This window comes from Streptomyces sp. SID3343 (assembly GCF_009865215.1).
GTDB lineage: Bacteria > Actinomycetota > Actinomycetes > Streptomycetales > Streptomycetaceae > Embleya.
On the sequence record NZ_WWJX01000275.1, the window covers coordinates 1 to 15,715 of the forward strand.

Below are 15,715 nucleotides of genomic sequence, written 5' to 3' on the forward strand. Positions count from 1 at the left end.
CACCGGCCCGGGGTGGGCCCCGCCGACCGCGCACCGCACGTCGCCCACGACCGCGCCGGCCACGAGCGCGAGCGTCAGATACCGGCCACCACCGACCGGAGCCTTGACGAACTCCTGTACGCCGCGCAGCAACGGCACCCGCACGCCGGTGATCAACTCGCCCGGCCGCAACAGCTGTTCGGCGATCGGACCTTCCTGGGGCGCCAGCAGGTGGGGCGCGACCTCGCGCACGCCTCCCGGCGAACGGCACGACACGGTGGCCTCCAAGGCCGCGAGTACGGGCAGGGAATCGGCGGCCGGTCCGCTCGATGCGATATTGCCGCCGAGGGTGCCCATCGCGCGCACCTGAGCGGTACCGACCTCGTTGGCGGCGGCGGCGAGAGCGGGTACGAGCGAGGCCAGATCGGCCCCCGCGAGGCGGGCCCAGGTGAGCCCGGCCCCCAACGTGGCGAAGCCGTCCTCGTAGCCCCAGCGCCGCAGATCGGCGACCTTCGCCAACCCGATCAACGCCGGCGGCCGTACCGTCCCGGCGTTGACCCGGGGCATCAGGTCGGTTCCCCCGGAGACGGGCATGGCTCGGGGATCGCGCGCGAGCGCCTGCACGGCCTCGTCGAGCGAAAGCGGCATCAAGATCGTCCCGTCCACAGCGGAGCCCACCCTATTCGCCTCCGGCACACGCCGAGCCCCGGGAGCCGACATTCCCCGCCCCCGAATCCGCCGAGAGCCGAAGGCCGACGCCCGCGAGCCCCGCCGAAGGTCAAAGGCCCTGCCCCACAAATGCCACCAAAAACAATTCGGCGCCGACCGGGAAACCCGGTCGGCGCCGAAAGGCGATGCCGCAGCAATCGAGCAACCGCGAAAAGTCGAGTCAGGCGCTACTTGCCGCCCGCTCCACCCTGGCCACCCTTGCCACTCTTGTCCTTGTCCCCGCCACCACCGGCAGGCATGGTCTCGTAGATCTCCTTGCACATCGGGCAGACCGGGTACTTCTTCGGGTCGCGACCCGGCACCCAGACCTTCCCGCAAAGCGCGATGACCGGACTCCCGGACATCGCACTTTCCATGATCTTGTCGCGCTGGACGTAGTGCGCGAAACGCTCGTGGTCACCGTCGCCGTGGGAGAGCTTCGGCGTCTCCTCGATCAGCGTGCCGGTACCCGTCCCGTGCTCCGGCTCCGGGAAGCTCTGGGGAGTGGTCATACGCACCAGTCTAACTAGACCCGCCCCGGGCCCGACCCCCCGGCCGGAACCCCACGAAACCCCCACCGAACAAACCGAACCAGGGAGCCCGACCCACTCCACCCCACCACCCGAACACCACAGCCCACCCAATGCCGAGGAGACCGAACCAAGGGCCTGACCTTCCGCCGCAAAACCGCAGCCGCCCAAGGCCGAGGGACCAGGCCAAGAGGCCTGACCTGCCCCACCCCACCGCCCGAAATCCGCAGCCCACCCAAAGCCGAGGCGACCGGGCCAAGGGCCTGACCTGCCCCACCCCACCACCGCAGACCGCAACCCACCCAAGGCCGAGGAACCAGGCCAAGAGGCCTGACCTGCTCCACCCCACCGCCCGAAATCCGCAGCCCACACACCGAACGCAACGGGTGGTGCGGGTGGGAACACTCCCGAACCCGCCAAAGGCGGAACCGCCCCCACCCGGCCCAAACCGCCCCCGGACCACCCAACCGCCGGCCCCCGGCCCCAGGCCCACCCCGCAGCCCGACCCAACCGCAGCCCCAACCACAGCCCCAACCGCAGCCCCAACCGCAGCCAAAAGCTAATTCAACGTCGGATCCTCCGGATAGGTCGCGACCATCGCGAGTTCGCCACGCTGCCGACGCAACACCGCCCGCCACAACCGATCCGGATCAGGCGTGAACGCGTCCCCCGGCTCGGAGTCGACCACGTACCACGCACCCTGCTTGAGTTCGCCCTCCAACTGCCCGGGCCCCCACCCCGCGTAGCCCGCGAACACCCGCATCGAGCCGAAATCGGCGGCCACCAACTCGGGCGGCACGTCCAGGTCCACCAGCCCGAGCCCCCCGTGCACCCGCCGCCACCCCAGCGGCTCCGCGCCGCCCGGTACCGACGCGATGGCAAGGGCCGAGTCCATCGCGACCGGGCCGCCCTGGAACACCACGGACGGTCGGCTGACGATCTTCGACCACGGCACGAGGACGTCGTTCACGTCGACCGGACTCGGTCGGTTGATGACCACGCCGAGCGTGCCCGCCTCGTCGTGTTCCAAGAGGAAGACCACGCACCGGTCGAAGTTGGGATCGGCCAGCGCGGGCGTGGCCACGAGCAGGCGTCCGGTGAGCGATACCTCGGTCATGGGGTCATGATCCCGCAACCACCGAGTCCCGGTGAGCCGCCCCACGACGAAGACGCGTCGCGAACACGAGACCGGCCGTCGCCCCGAGCAGGTCCGCCGCCGCGTCCCACGGGTCACCGCTGCGGTGCGGCAGGACGAAGTGCTGGACCAGTTCGCTTTCCACCGCGTGTGCCGCGAGCGCGATCCCGAGGACGAGCGGCGAGATTCCGACACGCCGACCGGTCCACGCGATGGCGGAAAACGAAAGAAAATGCACGATCTTGTCACGATGCGGGATGAAGGTAGCCGGATCTCCGGGGCTACCCGGATTGAACAGAATCACGAGATTGAGTACCACCGCAGCCGCGAACGCCCAGTACGCGAGCCTGTCCCTGCCCATCCCAACCCTTCCGAACCGGGTCGAACACCCCTTGCCACGAAGCCCCCCAGAGCTTGCGAACGACACGGGGATCGGTCGAATCCGACTACCGTAGATCGCTGTCGGCCCATCTTCCCTGTCGGCTGCGGTTCTCTAGGAAGTGCGAGGATTCATGCAAGACGACGTGCTCTTGGTTCACGGCGGTTCCCCGCTTGAGGGGGAGGTTCGCGTCAAGGGCGCCAAGAACCTCGTGCCCAAGGCGATGGTGGCCGCGCTGCTGGGCGAGGCGCCGAGCCGACTGCGCAACGTCCCGGAGATCAGCGACGTACGTATCGTGCGCGGGCTGCTTCAACTGCACGGCGTGGCGGTGCGCGAGGGCGACGAGCCCGGCGAACTGCTGATGGACCCGACCCAGGTCGAACAGGCCAACGTCGCGGACATCGACGCGCACGCCGGCTCCAGCCGCATCCCGATCCTGCTGTGCGGGCCGCTCCTGCACCGTCTCGGCCGCGCGTTCATCCCGGACCTCGGCGGCTGCATGATCGGCGACCGACCGATCGACTTTCACCTGAGTGTCCTGCGCGAGTTCGGCGCGGTGATCACCAAGCGCCCCGAGGGCCTGTACATCGAGGCGCCCAATGGGCTCACCGGCACCAAGGTCAGCCTGCCGTTCCCCAGCGTCGGCGCCACCGAGCAGGTCCTGCTCGCGGCGGTCCGTGCGGAGGGCACCACCGAGCTGTCCAATGCGGCGGTGGAGCCGGAGATCATAGACCTCATCTGCGTACTCCAGAAGATGGGCGCGGTCATCTCGGTGACCACCGACCGGGTGATCCGGATCATCGGCGTCGCCCGCCTCGGCGGCTACGACCACCGTGCCCTCCCGGACCGTCTGGAGGCCGCGTCCTGGGCGTGCGCGGCGCTGGCCACGCACGGCGACATCTTCGTCCGCGGCGCCCGCCAGCTCGACATGATGACGTTCCTGAACGTCTTCCGGCAGGTCGGCGGCGCGTTCGAGATCGGGGACGAGGGCATCCGCTTCTGGCACCCGGGCGGCCCGCTCAACGCGATCGCCCTGGAGACCGACGTCCACCCGGGCTTCCAGACCGACTGGCAGCAGCCGCTGGTGGTCGCGTTGACCCAGGCCACGGGCCTGTCGATCGTGCACGAGACGGTGTACGAGCGGCGCCTTGGCTTCACGTCGGCGCTCAACCAGATGGGCGCGACGATCCAGCTCTACAACGAGTGCCTGGGCGGCACGCCGTGCCGGTTCGGCCAGCGCAACTTCCAGCACTCGGCAGTCATCTCCGGGCCCTCGAAGCTGCACGCGACCGACCTGGAGATCCCCGATCTGCGGGCGGGCTTCTCGTACCTGATCGCCGCACTCGCCGCCGAGGGCACGTCGCGGGTGACCGGCATCGACCTGATCGAACGCGGCTACGAGGACTTCCAGGCCAAGCTGGAGGCCCTGGGCGCTCGCGTGGAACTGCCGCTGCGGGTCGCCGAAAGCGTCGCCTGACCGACACCGCACCGCCCCACCGGGCCCCACCAGGCCCGTCCGGGGTCCCGGAAGGGTCCGAGAAGGGCCTTGAAGGCCCCGTGTGGCCCCGTAAACGCCGGAAGGGCGGCTCCCCCGAGGGGAAGCCGCCCTTCCGTTTCTACCGGGGCGCCAAGGGCTTACTTGCCCGAGGCCGCGGCCTTGAGCTTCGAGCCCGCCGAAACCTTGACGCTGTAGCCCGCCGGGATGTCGATCGGGTCACCGGTCTGCGGGTTCCGCGCGGTGCGGGCGGCACGGTGGGTGCGCTCGAAGGTGAGGAAGCCGGGAATCGAAACCTTCTCGTCACCCTTGGCGACGATCTCCCCGACGACCTCGGCGAGGGCGCTCAGTACGGCGTCCGCGTCCTTGCGGGTCACGTCGGCGCGCTCCGCGAGGGCGGCCACCAGCTCACTGCGGTTCATGTGTCACTCCCGTGTCTTGCTGCCCTCCGCCTGAGCCCACGAACGTGGTCACAAACGTGGTGCAGTCCAACTCGCTGTTCTTGCCCCGGGGACGAATCCTGCACTCATCCATGCCCGGAAGCTAATCAAGGACACGCGAAATCACTGGGAAAGCCCCGTGATTTCGCGGTTCCGGCAGATTACGGGGCCGTTAGGGGCCCTCTGCAACCGGGCTGCGAACGGACAGTACGACGATCACCCCGCAGGGTTCTGCCGTTCCGCCAGGACCGCGTCCCGTACCGCCGAGGCGACCACGGCGGACACCTCCGGGTGGAAAACACTCGGAATGATGTAGTTCGGGTTCACCTCGTCGTCGGTCACCACCGACGCCAGCGCCCTCGCCGCGGCGAGGAGCATGTCGTTGGTGATGTGCCGGCTCTGGGCGTCCACCAGGCCGCGGAAAACCCCCGGGAAGACCAACACGTTGTTGATCTGGTTCGGGAAGTCGCTGCGACCCGTGGCCACCACCGCAGCATGCTCCAAGGCGGCCACGGGGTCCACCTCGGGGTCGGGGTTGGCCAGCGCGAACACGATCGCGCCGGACGCCATCGCGGCGATGTCGGAGCCGTCGAGTACGTTCGGCGCCGACACGCCGATGAACACGTCCGCGCCGACCACGGCTTCCTTGAGGGTGCCCGTGAGGCCCTGCTCGTTCGTGTGCTCGGCGATCCACCGCAGGTCCTCGCCCATGTTGGAACGACCCGTGTGCACGACCCCTTGAACGTCCGCGGCCACCACGTGGCCGGCGCCCGCCGACAGGAGCAGCTTGAGAATCGCCGTGCCCGCCGCGCCCGCGCCGGACATGACAATGCGCACATCGCCGAGCTTCTTGCCGACCACGCGCAGCGCGTTGGTGAGCGCCGCGAGCACCACGATCGCGGTGCCGTGCTGGTCGTCGTGGAAGACCGGGATGTCGAGCGTCTCGCGCAGCCGGCGCTCGATCTCGAAGCAGCGCGGCGCGGAGATGTCCTCCAGGTTGATCCCGGCGAAGCCCGGCGCCATGACCTGCACGGCGCGGACGATCTCGTCGGGGTCCTGGGTGTCCAGGCAGATCGGCCACGCGTCGATGCCGGCGAAACGCTTGAACAGCGCCGCCTTGCCCTCCATGACCGGCAACGCGGCCTTGGGGCCGATGTTGCCCAGACCGAGCACGGCGGAGCCGTCGGTGACCACCGCGACGGTGTTGCGCTTGATGGTCAACCGGCGTGCGTCGTCGGGGTTTTCCGCGATGGCCATACACACGCGGGCCACGCCCGGGGTGTAGACCATCGACAGGTCGTCACGGTTGCGGATCGGGTGCTTGGACTGCATCTCGATCTTGCCGCCGAGGTGCATCAGGAAGGTTCGGTCGGAGACCTTGCCGAGGGTCACCCCCTCGATCTCACGGACCGCCGCGACGAGTCGATCGGCGTGTTCGGTCGAGGTGGCGGCGATCGTGACGTCGATCCGCAGCCGCTCGTGGCCCGACGCCGTGACGTCGAGCGCGGTGACCGACCCCCCGGCGGATTCCACCGTGTTCGTGAGTTGGCTGACCGCCCGGCCACCTGCGGGGACTTCCAGTCGGGCCGTGATCGAGTACGAGGCGCTTGGCGCTGCGGGCATGAACTCTTTCTCCTCCGATCGCTGCGGCACCCCGTCTCCCAAGGCGCCGCATCGCTCCCGATGGTCTCACTTCGTGGACACGGACGCGGTCGGGCCCCGCTCTACCCGGGCGCCAAGCCCCCGCAAACTGTGATCCTCACCCCTCACCGATCGTCCCGGCCTCACCGGACACGTCGGCTACGCTGTCCATGACACCGGCTCGATCCAAGCCCCCGGGCCCAACCATTAGTCCCCTAGAGGGACCACTTGCCGCGAGGCGAGCATTGGCGGGTCGGTGTCCTATACATCCCAAACCGGCGGCCCCACCCCAGGGGCCGCCGGTTCGCGTTTGTCGAACGCCCCCGCATCGGACCCGGGCCGAGCAGGTTCTTGGCGAAGCAGCCCGATGGAACCGCCCGCAGTGTCGCCGGCGGTGAGGCCATCGTCGACAGGGACTCGACCATCGCTCGCACTGAACGCGTAAGAGTGTGCGATGTGGTCCGTCCGCCCTGAACCAGCCCGACCGCGTCCTCTGATCGAGACGTTCCCCACCCGTGCGAAGTAGCGACGGCCCGGCACAACCCAGTCGCTGGGTCCTTCGTAGGCAACCGGCCGACGCGTCCCGAATGGCACCGCGTGGTGGACGTCGGAACGCGGAATCGGATCGCCGACCGTTCAACGCGATGGGTACCGTCGGCCCCCGGAGCCGGCTGGAACGACCGCCACTCAGGACTTCCATTCACCGATGATGTGGGCTGCTTCTTGCGGCAACCCTGTTCCTGTGGCCACCGAATACGTCAAGATGCGCTTTTCGACATCGAACGCCAGAAACTCGTAATCAATGGATCGCCAACCGTCGGGTCCGCCATAGAAATCGCCGACGCCCGCAGCATCCACCACCTGCCCGAAATTCATGCCGGAGATATCCCCCGCGATGGGCTCGCGTAGAAAAACCTCTTCCACAACCGGCTCCGACTGCCACTCGTCGCCGTTCTCCACGGCCGTGCGTTGACTGTCCGACAGAAAAAACCAGGGACCGTCGTTCTCGATCACCAGAAGCGCGCGAGTGTGTGCCGCCCCAAAGATCTGGCACGTTTGTCCATCATGCATCATGTGCTCGAACCCGAAGCTGCGACGATGCACGATGTACGGGTCATCGATATCTGGCACCGTAATCGCGATGGAGTGCGACTCCGTGGTCAGGACGTCGATCAATTCTGCTCGAAGGTTTCGACGATGCGGCCAGGTGCGCAGGCAAGAGAAATGCAGCTCGCCACTGAAGAAGGAAGGAGCGCTCTTCCAGGTGGCCAGGACGTTCCAGAGCGGCGGCACCATCCCGACCCACATGGGCACCGGAAACAGCTGACGGTCACAGATGGCGCACGATCCGGCGCTCGGCAACATCGAAGCTCCTCAGGCAACAGCGGGCCTCGGGCCAGGGCAGCCCCAGGAACTGGATGACCTGCTCCACCGCCTCGTCACCGAGGCTGACCAGACCCTTGAGCACGCTCATGCACTCGTCCAGGGTGGCATCCGCGAGATCGACGACGAAGTCGACCGCGTCGCCCACCTTTTCCAGCCCGCCTCGGCCACGTCGCCGGCCTTTTCCAGGCCGTCCTCCGCGAGATCCCTGCCTTGTCCAAGGCGTCTCCGACTATCCCCCAACCCACGGCCGCGCCCCGGTCAACTCATGAGATCGGCATTGGCCTGGTCCCGGGTCACGGTATTCTCCGCCATCGCCACGAGCGTGGGGCCAATACTTGCCATGCCCAACACCAGGTTGTCCGCGCCACGCACGATCGCATCCTGGTTCGCCGCGAAGGTGGCCCCGAACTTCCGGCCGTTCTCGTCGTTCCCCCAAGGCGCCCCCAACCCGGCCAACTCCCGCTTGAACGCATCCGCCGCAGCCCGTAATTGATCGGCTTGGGCTGTGAACGTCGGCACTGATCCCTTGATCTGTGCCTCATCGATCTACAAACCGTCGGCCGCCATCACAACCCCCCGTCACACTTCCGACAGTCGCACCTGGGTGCGACCTTGCCAAAGCGATCGCATTCAACTACGGACAGTACGTACAGACATCCGGATCGTGAGAGCTCTCTCCCAGCCGCGACGGATGCTGTGAAACAGCCACGCCGCGCCTGGGACAGGTCGGCTTGGGTCCTGGGTGGCGTCTGAATCCGCCGCAGTGGGTGCTGCTTTCGCTGCCGATGCGTTCGCGGCGCTTAGAGCCTGTACGGAGTTGCGTTTATTCGGCGGGGTGGAGGCTGCGGATCCAGATGGTCGTGCCCCGTAGGTGAAGTCCCGCCAGGAAGCTTTCGGGTGTTTCGTCATAACGGGTTGCCGGCCCGCGCCAGGCCTTGAGCTTGTTGATCAGCCGTTCGACGGTGTTGCGATCGCGGTAGAGGTCGGCGTCGTGGGAAAGGGGTCGTCCGCCCCGGCTGCCCTTGCGTTTCCGGTGGGCGGCCTGGTCCGCCTTCTCGGGGATGACCACCTTGATGTCGCGTCTGCGCAGGTGGGCGCGGTTGGCGCGGGAGGAGTAGGCCATGTCGGCGCCACGGCGTCGGGTCGGGTGCGCGGTCGACCGACCGGGCCGCGCACCTTGACCTTGCGCAGGACGGGGACGAACCGCGGGCTGTCCGCGGCCTGTCCCTCGGTGAGCGTGAACGCCAGGGGGCGGCAGCGCCGGTCGCACGCGAGGTGGACCTTGGAGGTCAATCCGCCGCGCGAGCGCCCGATGTCCGCCGCCTTCAGCCGTGCTCGGCGTCGGCGTCGGATCCGGCGTCGTTCGAGGCGGTCGGGATCGTCGTCCCGATCGGCTTGCCCTGTTTGCGCTTTTCGCGTTCCCCCTTTGTTCGGCCGGCGGCGTCCTCCAGGGCGGCGAGAACCCCCTCGCCCACGCGCAGGCCCGCCGCGTCCTGATGGGCACGCACCACCGTGGAATCCACGCTGACCAGCGACATGTCCACCTGCCCGCGGCGGGCCGCCTCGGTGATCGTCGCGTCCATCAGAGCCGCGAACACACCGGCGTCGCGCCATTGGCGGAACCGGTCGTAGACCGTCGACCAGGCTCCGAACTCCGGCGGGACCTCCCGCCACCGGCTGCCGGTGCGAAACCGCCAGACCACCCCTTCGAACCGGTCCCGCAACCGTTGCGGATACGGCCCGAACTCACCTGTCGGCAGGAACGGTTCGATCAACTGCCACTCGTCATCGAGGAGTTCACGTCGCGCCACGACAGTGTTCTACCAGTTCACGAACAGGACTGATCACAACTCCGTACAGGCTCTAGTTGCCAGAACGTCCGGGGCGACGGGCCTTGGCACCGCGCCGGCGTAGGTGTCGGTGCAGCTCGCGGGACGCCCACTCGTCCGTGGAGGGGGTGGGGTTGCGGTTGGCGACGGGTGCGGCCGGGTCGCCGCCGGCGGCGACCTCGGGTCCGGCCGGACCCATCGTTCGTGTGATGGCCTTCCGGCCGGTCGGCGCCGCAGGATCGAGACGGGGCGGCGGCCGTGTCCTTCCGCCGACGGCGGTGGACGCGCGGCATGCTCCCTCGGGGCGCCGTGGGTTTTCTGGGACTGACGGTTGTTCAGTTGAGGTCGAGCACGAACCAGACGCGCTTGCCGCCCCCGAAGGGGATCGCCCCACAGTCGGCGGCGAGCGCACGAAGAAGCGGCAGGCCGTATCCGCTCTCCGCGCCGTTGGGCGGTAGGTCGGGTTGGTCAGGGACGACCACCACCGATCGACCGGTGTCGTCCACGGCCACCACGAGTTTGTTGGTCGCGGTGTCGCGGAAAAGGGCGACGCGCACATTGGTGTCGGGCGCGTGCCGAACGCAGTTGGCGAACAGTTCACCGGTGAGCAGCCGCACGGTGTCGGCGGCATGCTCACAGGCTCCGGCTTGTCCGGCCGCGTCCCTCGTGAGGTCACGCACGGACTTCGCGTAGACGCCCATGGCCGCGCATTCCACGGCGATCACAGGCTGATAGCCCTGCCCGACGGTCGGCCGAGCCAGGGGGTCGAAGGGCCTTCTTGCTGCGGACATGTCCTTCTCCCAGGGGTTGCGGGCGAGGTACCACATGTCGCTGCGCGCAGCAGCGGCCCGCCATCCAGCAGGGCCGCGATTCACATCATGCAGTGAAGGGAACGTTCCATGGAATGAATCCGGGAACGTTCCACTCGATCGAGTGAACGGGGATGGTCTGGGTGAATTTCCCTTCATGGTTCTACGAGGATGTGAGGCATACCTGCGTCACCAAGGAGGCGACGAATGCCTGCAACCCCCACATACGCCCGTCGGCGAATCGGCAACGAGTTGCGAAAGCTGCGGCGACAACAGGGCCTGAGCCTCGACATGGTGAGTGATGCGATCGACTGGAATAAGTCCAAGCTCAGTCGCATCGAGACTGCGAAGATGCCCATCTCGCGACACGACCTGCATCTGATCGCATCGATGTACAGCATCGATAGGGACGCATTGGCACGTTTGGAAGATTGGATCCGCCAGGACACCGGAGGCCGACGATGGTGGAACGAATACGCAGACCTGATCACCTCAGCCTACGAAGAGTTCATCTCCCTCGAAGCACACGCTGCGGGGATCTCCACCGCCCACTCCAGCCTGATTCCCGGGCTTCTCCAGTCCGAGGGCTACGCGCGGGCGGTGATCACCTGCGGGCCCTTCGTGCCAGATCCGGACACCGCCGATGCGCTCACTGAGATCAGGATGAAGCGCCAAGAGATAATCACCTCGCGCGCCGCCGTCAAAGTATCGGCCGTGATCACGGAATCCGTGTTGCACAACGAGTACGGGGGACGCAATGTCATGCAAGCTCAGTTGAGACACCTGCTCGACATGACCCGGTTGAGCAACGTGGATCTGCGACTGATTCAGCACGCGTCCATGCAAGGCGTTCTGGTCGGCGCCTTCACCATCTTGACCTTCCCTGACGCCCGAGACCCGAATATGGTGTTCATCGAGCACCAAGGAGGGATCGTCTCCAAAGACAGCGACAGAGACGTCAAACGCTACCGCCGCTACCTCGACCACTTGAGCACAGCCGCCATGAATCAGACAGGCACCCGCGAACTCATCGCCAAGCGATTGGACGAGTCATGACCATAGAATGGCGTAAATCTTCCTACTCGGGCCATGACACGGACTGTATCGAAGTCGCTCGACTCGATGTGCGCACCACCGCTGTTCGCGACACCAAAAATCGCTCGCACGGTGCCTTTGCCTTGCCTTCCACATCCTGGATCGCACTGATCGAGGCTGTGAAGAACGAGTAATGCTCGTCAGCCGCACTGATAAGGCGTGTCCCGTGTCCCGCGTGTGGGATCAGGCTTCGCTGCGGTCCAGTGAGGCGGCATGTCCGATCTCATAGACCCCGCCGAGGCCGCCAAGCTGCTCGACGACATATAGCGATGGCCTCCGCTTGGCCTGCAGCCGGAGAGATCTGTCGGGTCTCGCCGTCCAAGGCGAGATCGAGAAGGGCGCCCGGAGTCTTGGCCACCTCGGCCGGTAGCGGGAGGGTAGGCACGGCGTCGGCGCCTTCGATCCCGGAAGTGTTCGCCTGGGTAAGCCCGGCTTGGCAACCGGTTGACTCTCGGCGAGGTCGAGGGTCGAGTCCGGGTGTAACGCTCACCTTCGCGAGCGCCATCGACAACCGGACCTCGTGCCGCGCCTCGGCGACGTCCCCCGGCTCGGTGAAGCATTCCGGGAGCTCACGTTCGCGCAAGAGCACGTCGATGCCGAGCACGGTCCGCCGGCGCCCGCACCGCCTTCGCCCGCGGCCAGGTCCGGCCGGACTCGTAGCAGGGCACCTGCACCACCAGCGTGCGGATCCACCGGGCGGCATCCGGGGCCGACACCGGCCCATCGGTGCTCGCCTGCACGAGGCACTCGGCCGACTCGACCTGGCTCCGGCCGCGGGCCTGGAAACAGGCCCCGAACCGCCGTCGAACGCGTCGATCCAGGAATGCGTCGAAGCCGCCCCGGCGATCGGTGCCACCACAGTAAAGGTTGTCTCGTAACTCACGAAGTCAGCTGCAGGGGGTGGTTCTTGACGCTCTCTCAACCGATCAGGGCGAGATCGTGCATGCGAGCGACCGCGCTGACGGCCCGGAAAACGCCGTCTCCCTTGCGGCGACAGTTGCGCAGGGCCTTCCGGTTCTTCATGCGGGAAAAGACGTGCTCGACGTGGGCCCGAACCCGACGATGGTCGCGGTTGTGCTCCTCCTTCCAGGCCACGAGCTCGACCTGCCCGACGGCACGGCAATGCGGGATCAGGGCGCCGGTTCCCCGGTAGGCGCCGTCTGCCGGGACCGTGGCGTCACCGCACGCAGTGTCCACGCCCGACTCGGCGAACGCCCGACAGTCGTTGCGGTTCCCGGGCGACGGACGCCCCACCGCGAGGACCAGATGGGTGTCCGCGTGGACCATGACCTGGAGATTCGTCGAGAACCGGTAGTTCTTCGACGCCGCCACCTCGCGATCCCGCGTCAGAACCAGCGTGCCGTCCGAGATCACCACCTCGCCCGCCCGCAGTTTCGCCCGCGGCGGGTCGAGCGCGAGAAAGGGACTGTGACGGTCGACGATGCGATGCGCCGCCGCGTGCGAGACACCGAACAACGGTCCGAGTCGACGCATGGTCAGGTTCGTTCGCAGATCCAACGCACGACCACCCCGAACTCGAACGGCCCGCACCAACCTCCAGCAAGGGCGGTGCCATATTCACTCGCGTATGGCGATCACCGCCTGCCACCCTGCTCCCATGGATGACGTGGAAGTACTTCTCATCGGAGGCCGAGCCGGTGTCGGCAAGACGTCGGTGGGGTGGGAGGTTTCGGCGCAACTGCGCGCCGTAGCGGTCGCGCACGCCATCATCGAGGGCGACTTCATGGGACAGGTTCACCCGGCACCGGAAGGGGACCCTGACCGGTCGGAGATTACCGAGAGCAATCTGACGGCCGTGTGGGCGAACTTCGCGCAGCGTGGTTACCGCCGTCTGATCTATACCAACACCGTGAGCGTGTTGCCCGAGGCCACGGGCATGTTCGAGCGGGCCATGGGAGCCGGGGTACGGATCGTGCGGGTCCTGCTCACAGCGTCCGATGTCACTACCCGCGAGCGTCTGGCCGGCCGGGAACTCGGATCGGAGTTGGAGCGGGAGTTGGAGGGCAGCATCCGCAAGGCGCGGCTCCTGGAGCAAGGAGTCCCGGCCGGAACTGTGCGCGTGGTAACCGACGGGCGGCCGGTCGTGGATATCGCACGCGAGGTGGTGGCCGCCACCGGTTGGGCCGGGCAGCACGCCCCCCTCAAGTCCTGACCTTGCTGATTGGAGCGGGTGCGGGCACGGGCCACCCCTAACTTCTCGGGCATGACAAAGAAAGACCTGGTAGCCGAGGCCGTGCAGTTCTACCTCGATGCCCGGCGCGAGGAGATGCACCAGCTCGACGGTACGCGCGCTGCCCGAGTCGCTCTCTTGGCAGGACTGACCCGCGAACAACTCGACGCGGTCGGCGGGGTCGACGAGAAGGATTGACGAATCACACATGTCCCGTGTTCGACCGACGTTGCGCTGCCTGCGCGAGGATCTGACACTGCTTCCGAGTTCGGTGGACGAGCCTCTCGACGAGATCAACCATCCGCTGTTGACCAAGGTAAAGCAGCAGTTCACTGCCTCGGAAACACCACGCGAACGCATCGCCTCCGTCGACGATCGGGTTCTGTTCAAAGCGAAAATTCAGCATTTGGCGTGGCGCCGTGTGGGCAGACGAAACCGGCACTGACGTCAGGGCCTTCTGATCGCGGCCGGCCACCGTGAGGACGGCAGCACCGACGATTTCCACGCTGCCCTCGCCATGAGTACGGAGGCGGCGCGATCGCGTTACAACGCCCAGCACACATCGCCTTCGACTACGAAGACGTACACAGCGCGTCTGCTTCCCACCGATGCCGACCGTGCACGCTACGCGGCCGAAGCCGCTGCCCGTTTCGGACGTCGTCTCGCCGCAGTGGTCCGCGAACTTGCCCGCGCGTCCCTACTCGACGGGCAAGAACACATGGACACGATCGGTGGCGCGTCGCTCGGCATCCAAATCCGTGCGGCCCAGGGTCACGAGACCTACGTCGCGGTTCGAATCGTCGGTTCGGTGCCCGACGCGATCTCGGTCACGGTCCTGGATCTGGTTCCGGGCTGTGACCTCGACGGCTGGTTTCCCGAATTCTCCTTGCCTGAGTGCTCACTGCGGACCGCCGAGCAGGCATGGTCCAATCTCATAGACCCCGCCGAGGCCGCCAAGCTCCTCGACGACATCCAGCCAAAACCTCCGCCTGGCCTGCGGCCGGAGAGATCTGTCGGGTCTCGTCGTCCAAGGCGAGATCGAGCAAGGCGCCCGGAGTCTTGGCCACCTCGGCCGGTAACGGGAGGGTAGGCACGGCGTCGACGCCTTCGATCCCGGAAGTGTTCGCCTGGGTAAGCCCGGCTTGGTGGCCCGTTGGCTTTCGGTGAGGTCGAGTTCGGTGTGACGCTCGCCTTCGCGAGCGCCATCGACAACCCGTTCTCGTGCCGCGCCTCGGCGACGTCCCCGGCTCGGTGAAGCATTCCGGGAGCTTGCGTTCGTGCAGAAGCACGTCGATGCCGAGCACGGCCGCCGGCGCCTGCATCGCATCGCCTTCGCCCGCGGCCCGGTCCGGCCGGACCCGTAGCAGGACACCTGCAACGCCGGCGTGCGGATCTACCGAGCGGCGTCCAGGACCGACGCCGGCCCATCGGTGCGCCCCGCCCGCACGAGGCACTCGGCCGGCTCGACCCGGCTCCGGTCGCGGACCCGGCGACAGCCCGCGAGCCAGGCGCACGTACTACGCCCTTCGTACCGAGCGGGCCGCCGCCACGGAAGCCAAAACCGCGCCCAAGGCGATCCACGCCGCCAGCACCACCAAGTGTTCGCCTGCGCCGTTGCCGTCGAAGAAGGCGGTCGAGCGCAGGAGGTTGCCGCCCGCGCCCGGTGGCAGGAACTGGCCCAGGGCGCCCCATGGTTGCGGGAGCATCTCCGGGGCGCTGGTCATTCCCGACAGCGGGTTGCCGATCATGAACATGGTGACCGCGCCGATCCCGATGCCCGGCCGACCGAGCAGGGCGGCGAAGCCGATGATCGGCAGGTTGACGGAGAGCATGAGCAGCATCACCGCGCCCGCGTTGACCGCGTACGGGCCCGTCAGGGCGCCGACCCACCCCTGAAGCATCCCCGTGGCCGCGAACCCGCCCAGGACTGCGAACAGGCCGGCGCCGGCGAGGCGCAGGCGCAGCTTCGGCACGGCCAGGGTCAGGAAGATTCCGCTGAGCATCGCGGTCATCACCAGCGGCAACACCGCCCCGCCCAGTCCCGCCCCGCGCGGATCGTCCGCCGGAGCCGGTACGACGTCGACGACCGGCACGGCCC

General features: G+C 67.4%; 16 protein-coding genes and 3 pseudogenes. 6 read left to right on the forward strand and 13 right to left on the reverse strand.

The genetic code is table 11. The features are described 5' to 3' along the window. From GT354_RS09550 to GT354_RS09565, 4 genes are all read right to left on the reverse strand, one after another. On the reverse strand, positions 1-645 hold a 645-nt coding region (locus GT354_RS09550), incomplete at its 3' end, for an FAD binding domain-containing protein (RefSeq protein WP_161355841.1). A gap of 230 nt (positions 646-875) precedes the next feature. Then, entirely contained in the window at positions 876-1,199 is a 324-nt protein-coding gene (locus tag GT354_RS09555; RefSeq protein ID WP_161355842.1) for a DUF3039 domain-containing protein, read from the reverse strand. 577 nt (positions 1,200-1,776) lie between these two features. Next, positions 1,777-2,334 (reverse strand): YqgE/AlgH family protein, encoded by a 558-nt coding sequence (locus GT354_RS09560; RefSeq protein WP_161355843.1) that lies wholly within the window; start codon positions 2,332-2,334, stop codon positions 1,777-1,779. Positions 2,335-2,338: 4 nt separating this feature from the next. Next, complete coding sequence (locus GT354_RS09565; protein WP_161355844.1) at positions 2,339-2,713, reverse strand: VanZ family protein; 375 nt, start codon at positions 2,711-2,713, stop codon at positions 2,339-2,341. 151 nt (positions 2,714-2,864) lie between these two features. On the opposite strand from GT354_RS09565, the gene murA reads away from it, so the two are divergent. Continuing rightward, positions 2,865-4,208 (forward strand): UDP-N-acetylglucosamine 1-carboxyvinyltransferase, encoded by a 1,344-nt coding sequence (murA, locus tag GT354_RS09570; RefSeq protein WP_161355845.1) that lies wholly within the window; start codon positions 2,865-2,867, stop codon positions 4,206-4,208. Between the two features lie 158 nt (positions 4,209-4,366). On the opposite strand, the gene GT354_RS09575 is transcribed toward murA, so the two are convergent. The 7 genes and pseudogenes from GT354_RS09575 to GT354_RS09605 form a co-directional block, all read right to left on the reverse strand. Then, on the reverse strand, positions 4,367-4,648 hold the full coding sequence (locus GT354_RS09575) for an HU family DNA-binding protein (protein ID WP_161355846.1): 282 nt from the start codon (positions 4,646-4,648) through the stop codon (positions 4,367-4,369). A gap of 234 nt (positions 4,649-4,882) precedes the next feature. Then, positions 4,883-6,289 (reverse strand): NAD-dependent malic enzyme, encoded by a 1,407-nt coding sequence (locus tag GT354_RS09580; protein WP_161355847.1) that lies wholly within the window; start codon positions 6,287-6,289, stop codon positions 4,883-4,885. 705 nt (positions 6,290-6,994) lie between these two features. Continuing rightward, entirely contained in the window at positions 6,995-7,672 is a 678-nt protein-coding gene (locus GT354_RS09585) for a hypothetical protein (RefSeq protein ID WP_161355848.1), read from the reverse strand. Beyond that, positions 7,638-7,838, reverse strand: a complete 201-nt coding sequence (locus GT354_RS09590; protein ID WP_161355849.1) for a hypothetical protein — start codon at positions 7,836-7,838, stop codon at positions 7,638-7,640. Before GT354_RS09590 ends, GT354_RS09585 begins: the two co-directional genes overlap by 35 nt. Before the next feature lie 113 nt (positions 7,839-7,951). After that, on the reverse strand, positions 7,952-8,212 hold the full coding sequence (locus GT354_RS09595; protein WP_161355850.1) for a hypothetical protein: 261 nt from the start codon (positions 8,210-8,212) through the stop codon (positions 7,952-7,954). A gap of 304 nt (positions 8,213-8,516) precedes the next feature. After that, positions 8,517-9,504: pseudogene (locus tag GT354_RS09600) on the reverse strand (IS5 family transposase). Between the two features lie 353 nt (positions 9,505-9,857). Continuing rightward, positions 9,858-10,397, reverse strand: a complete 540-nt coding sequence (locus GT354_RS09605; RefSeq protein WP_161355851.1) for an ATP-binding protein — start codon at positions 10,395-10,397, stop codon at positions 9,858-9,860. Positions 10,398-10,538: 141 nt separating this feature from the next. Between GT354_RS09605 and GT354_RS09610 the strand changes: the two genes are divergently transcribed. Together GT354_RS09610 and GT354_RS09615 are read left to right on the forward strand one after the other, a co-directional pair. After that, entirely contained in the window at positions 10,539-11,387 is an 849-nt protein-coding gene (locus GT354_RS09610; RefSeq protein WP_161355852.1) for a helix-turn-helix transcriptional regulator, read from the forward strand. Next, entirely contained in the window at positions 11,384-11,560 is a 177-nt protein-coding gene (locus tag GT354_RS09615; RefSeq protein WP_161355853.1) for a DUF397 domain-containing protein, read from the forward strand. The genes GT354_RS09610 and GT354_RS09615 overlap by 4 nt, the downstream gene beginning before the upstream one ends. A gap of 784 nt (positions 11,561-12,344) precedes the next feature. Here the strand turns inward: GT354_RS09615 and GT354_RS09620 are convergent. Beyond that, positions 12,345-12,935 (reverse strand): annotated as a pseudogene (locus GT354_RS09620) (transposase); the annotation flags it as partial. 109 nt (positions 12,936-13,044) lie between these two features. Between GT354_RS09620 and GT354_RS09625 the strand changes: the two are divergent. Genes GT354_RS09625 through GT354_RS52515 form a run of 3 tightly spaced genes read left to right on the forward strand, consistent with a single transcriptional unit; the run spans position 13,045 to position 14,062 of the window. Continuing rightward, the gene (locus GT354_RS09625) at positions 13,045-13,599 is read left to right on the forward strand and encodes an AAA family ATPase (RefSeq protein WP_161355855.1); all 555 of its coding nucleotides are present in this window, start codon (positions 13,045-13,047) and stop codon (positions 13,597-13,599) included. Between the two features lie 51 nt (positions 13,600-13,650). Further along, positions 13,651-13,815 carry a hypothetical protein gene (locus GT354_RS52510; RefSeq protein WP_202511695.1) on the forward strand — a complete coding sequence of 55 codons (165 nt, stop codon included), beginning with the start codon at positions 13,651-13,653 and terminating at the stop codon, positions 13,813-13,815. Positions 13,816-13,825: 10 nt separating this feature from the next. Continuing rightward, a complete protein-coding gene (locus GT354_RS52515; protein WP_202511696.1) occupies positions 13,826-14,062 on the forward strand; it encodes a hypothetical protein in 237 nt (78 codons plus the stop codon). Positions 14,063-15,134: 1,072 nt separating this feature from the next. Here GT354_RS52515 and GT354_RS09635 read toward each other — a convergent pair. Further along, a pseudogene (locus GT354_RS09635) lies at positions 15,135-15,715 on the reverse strand (ABC transporter permease); the annotation flags it as partial.

Excerpts from the sequence above, each read along its gene's own strand:
- GT354_RS09615 (WP_161355853.1), top strand. The coding sequence starts at position 11,384 with ATGACCATAGAATGGCGTAAATCTTCCTACTCGGGCCATGACACGGAC.
- GT354_RS09565 (WP_161355844.1), bottom strand. The coding sequence starts at position 2,713 with ATGGGCAGGGACAGGCTCGCGTACTGGGCGTTCGCGGCTGCGGTGGTA.
- GT354_RS09575 (WP_161355846.1), bottom strand. The coding sequence starts at position 4,648 with ATGAACCGCAGTGAGCTGGTGGCCGCCCTCGCGGAGCGCGCCGACGTG.
- GT354_RS52510 (WP_202511695.1), top strand. The coding sequence starts at position 13,651 with ATGACAAAGAAAGACCTGGTAGCCGAGGCCGTGCAGTTCTACCTCGAT.
- GT354_RS09625 (WP_161355855.1), top strand. The coding sequence starts at position 13,045 with ATGGATGACGTGGAAGTACTTCTCATCGGAGGCCGAGCCGGTGTCGGC.
- GT354_RS09560 (WP_161355843.1), bottom strand. The coding sequence starts at position 2,334 with ATGACCGAGGTATCGCTCACCGGACGCCTGCTCGTGGCCACGCCCGCG.
- GT354_RS09555 (WP_161355842.1), bottom strand. The coding sequence starts at position 1,199 with ATGACCACTCCCCAGAGCTTCCCGGAGCCGGAGCACGGGACGGGTACC.
- GT354_RS09580 (WP_161355847.1), bottom strand. The coding sequence starts at position 6,289 with ATGCCCGCAGCGCCAAGCGCCTCGTACTCGATCACGGCCCGACTGGAA.
- GT354_RS09585 (WP_161355848.1), bottom strand. The coding sequence starts at position 7,672 with ATGTTGCCGAGCGCCGGATCGTGCGCCATCTGTGACCGTCAGCTGTTT.
- GT354_RS52515 (WP_202511696.1), top strand. The coding sequence starts at position 13,826 with ATGTCCCGTGTTCGACCGACGTTGCGCTGCCTGCGCGAGGATCTGACA.
- GT354_RS09610 (WP_161355852.1), top strand. The coding sequence starts at position 10,539 with ATGCCTGCAACCCCCACATACGCCCGTCGGCGAATCGGCAACGAGTTG.
- murA (WP_161355845.1), top strand. The coding sequence starts at position 2,865 with ATGCAAGACGACGTGCTCTTGGTTCACGGCGGTTCCCCGCTTGAGGGG.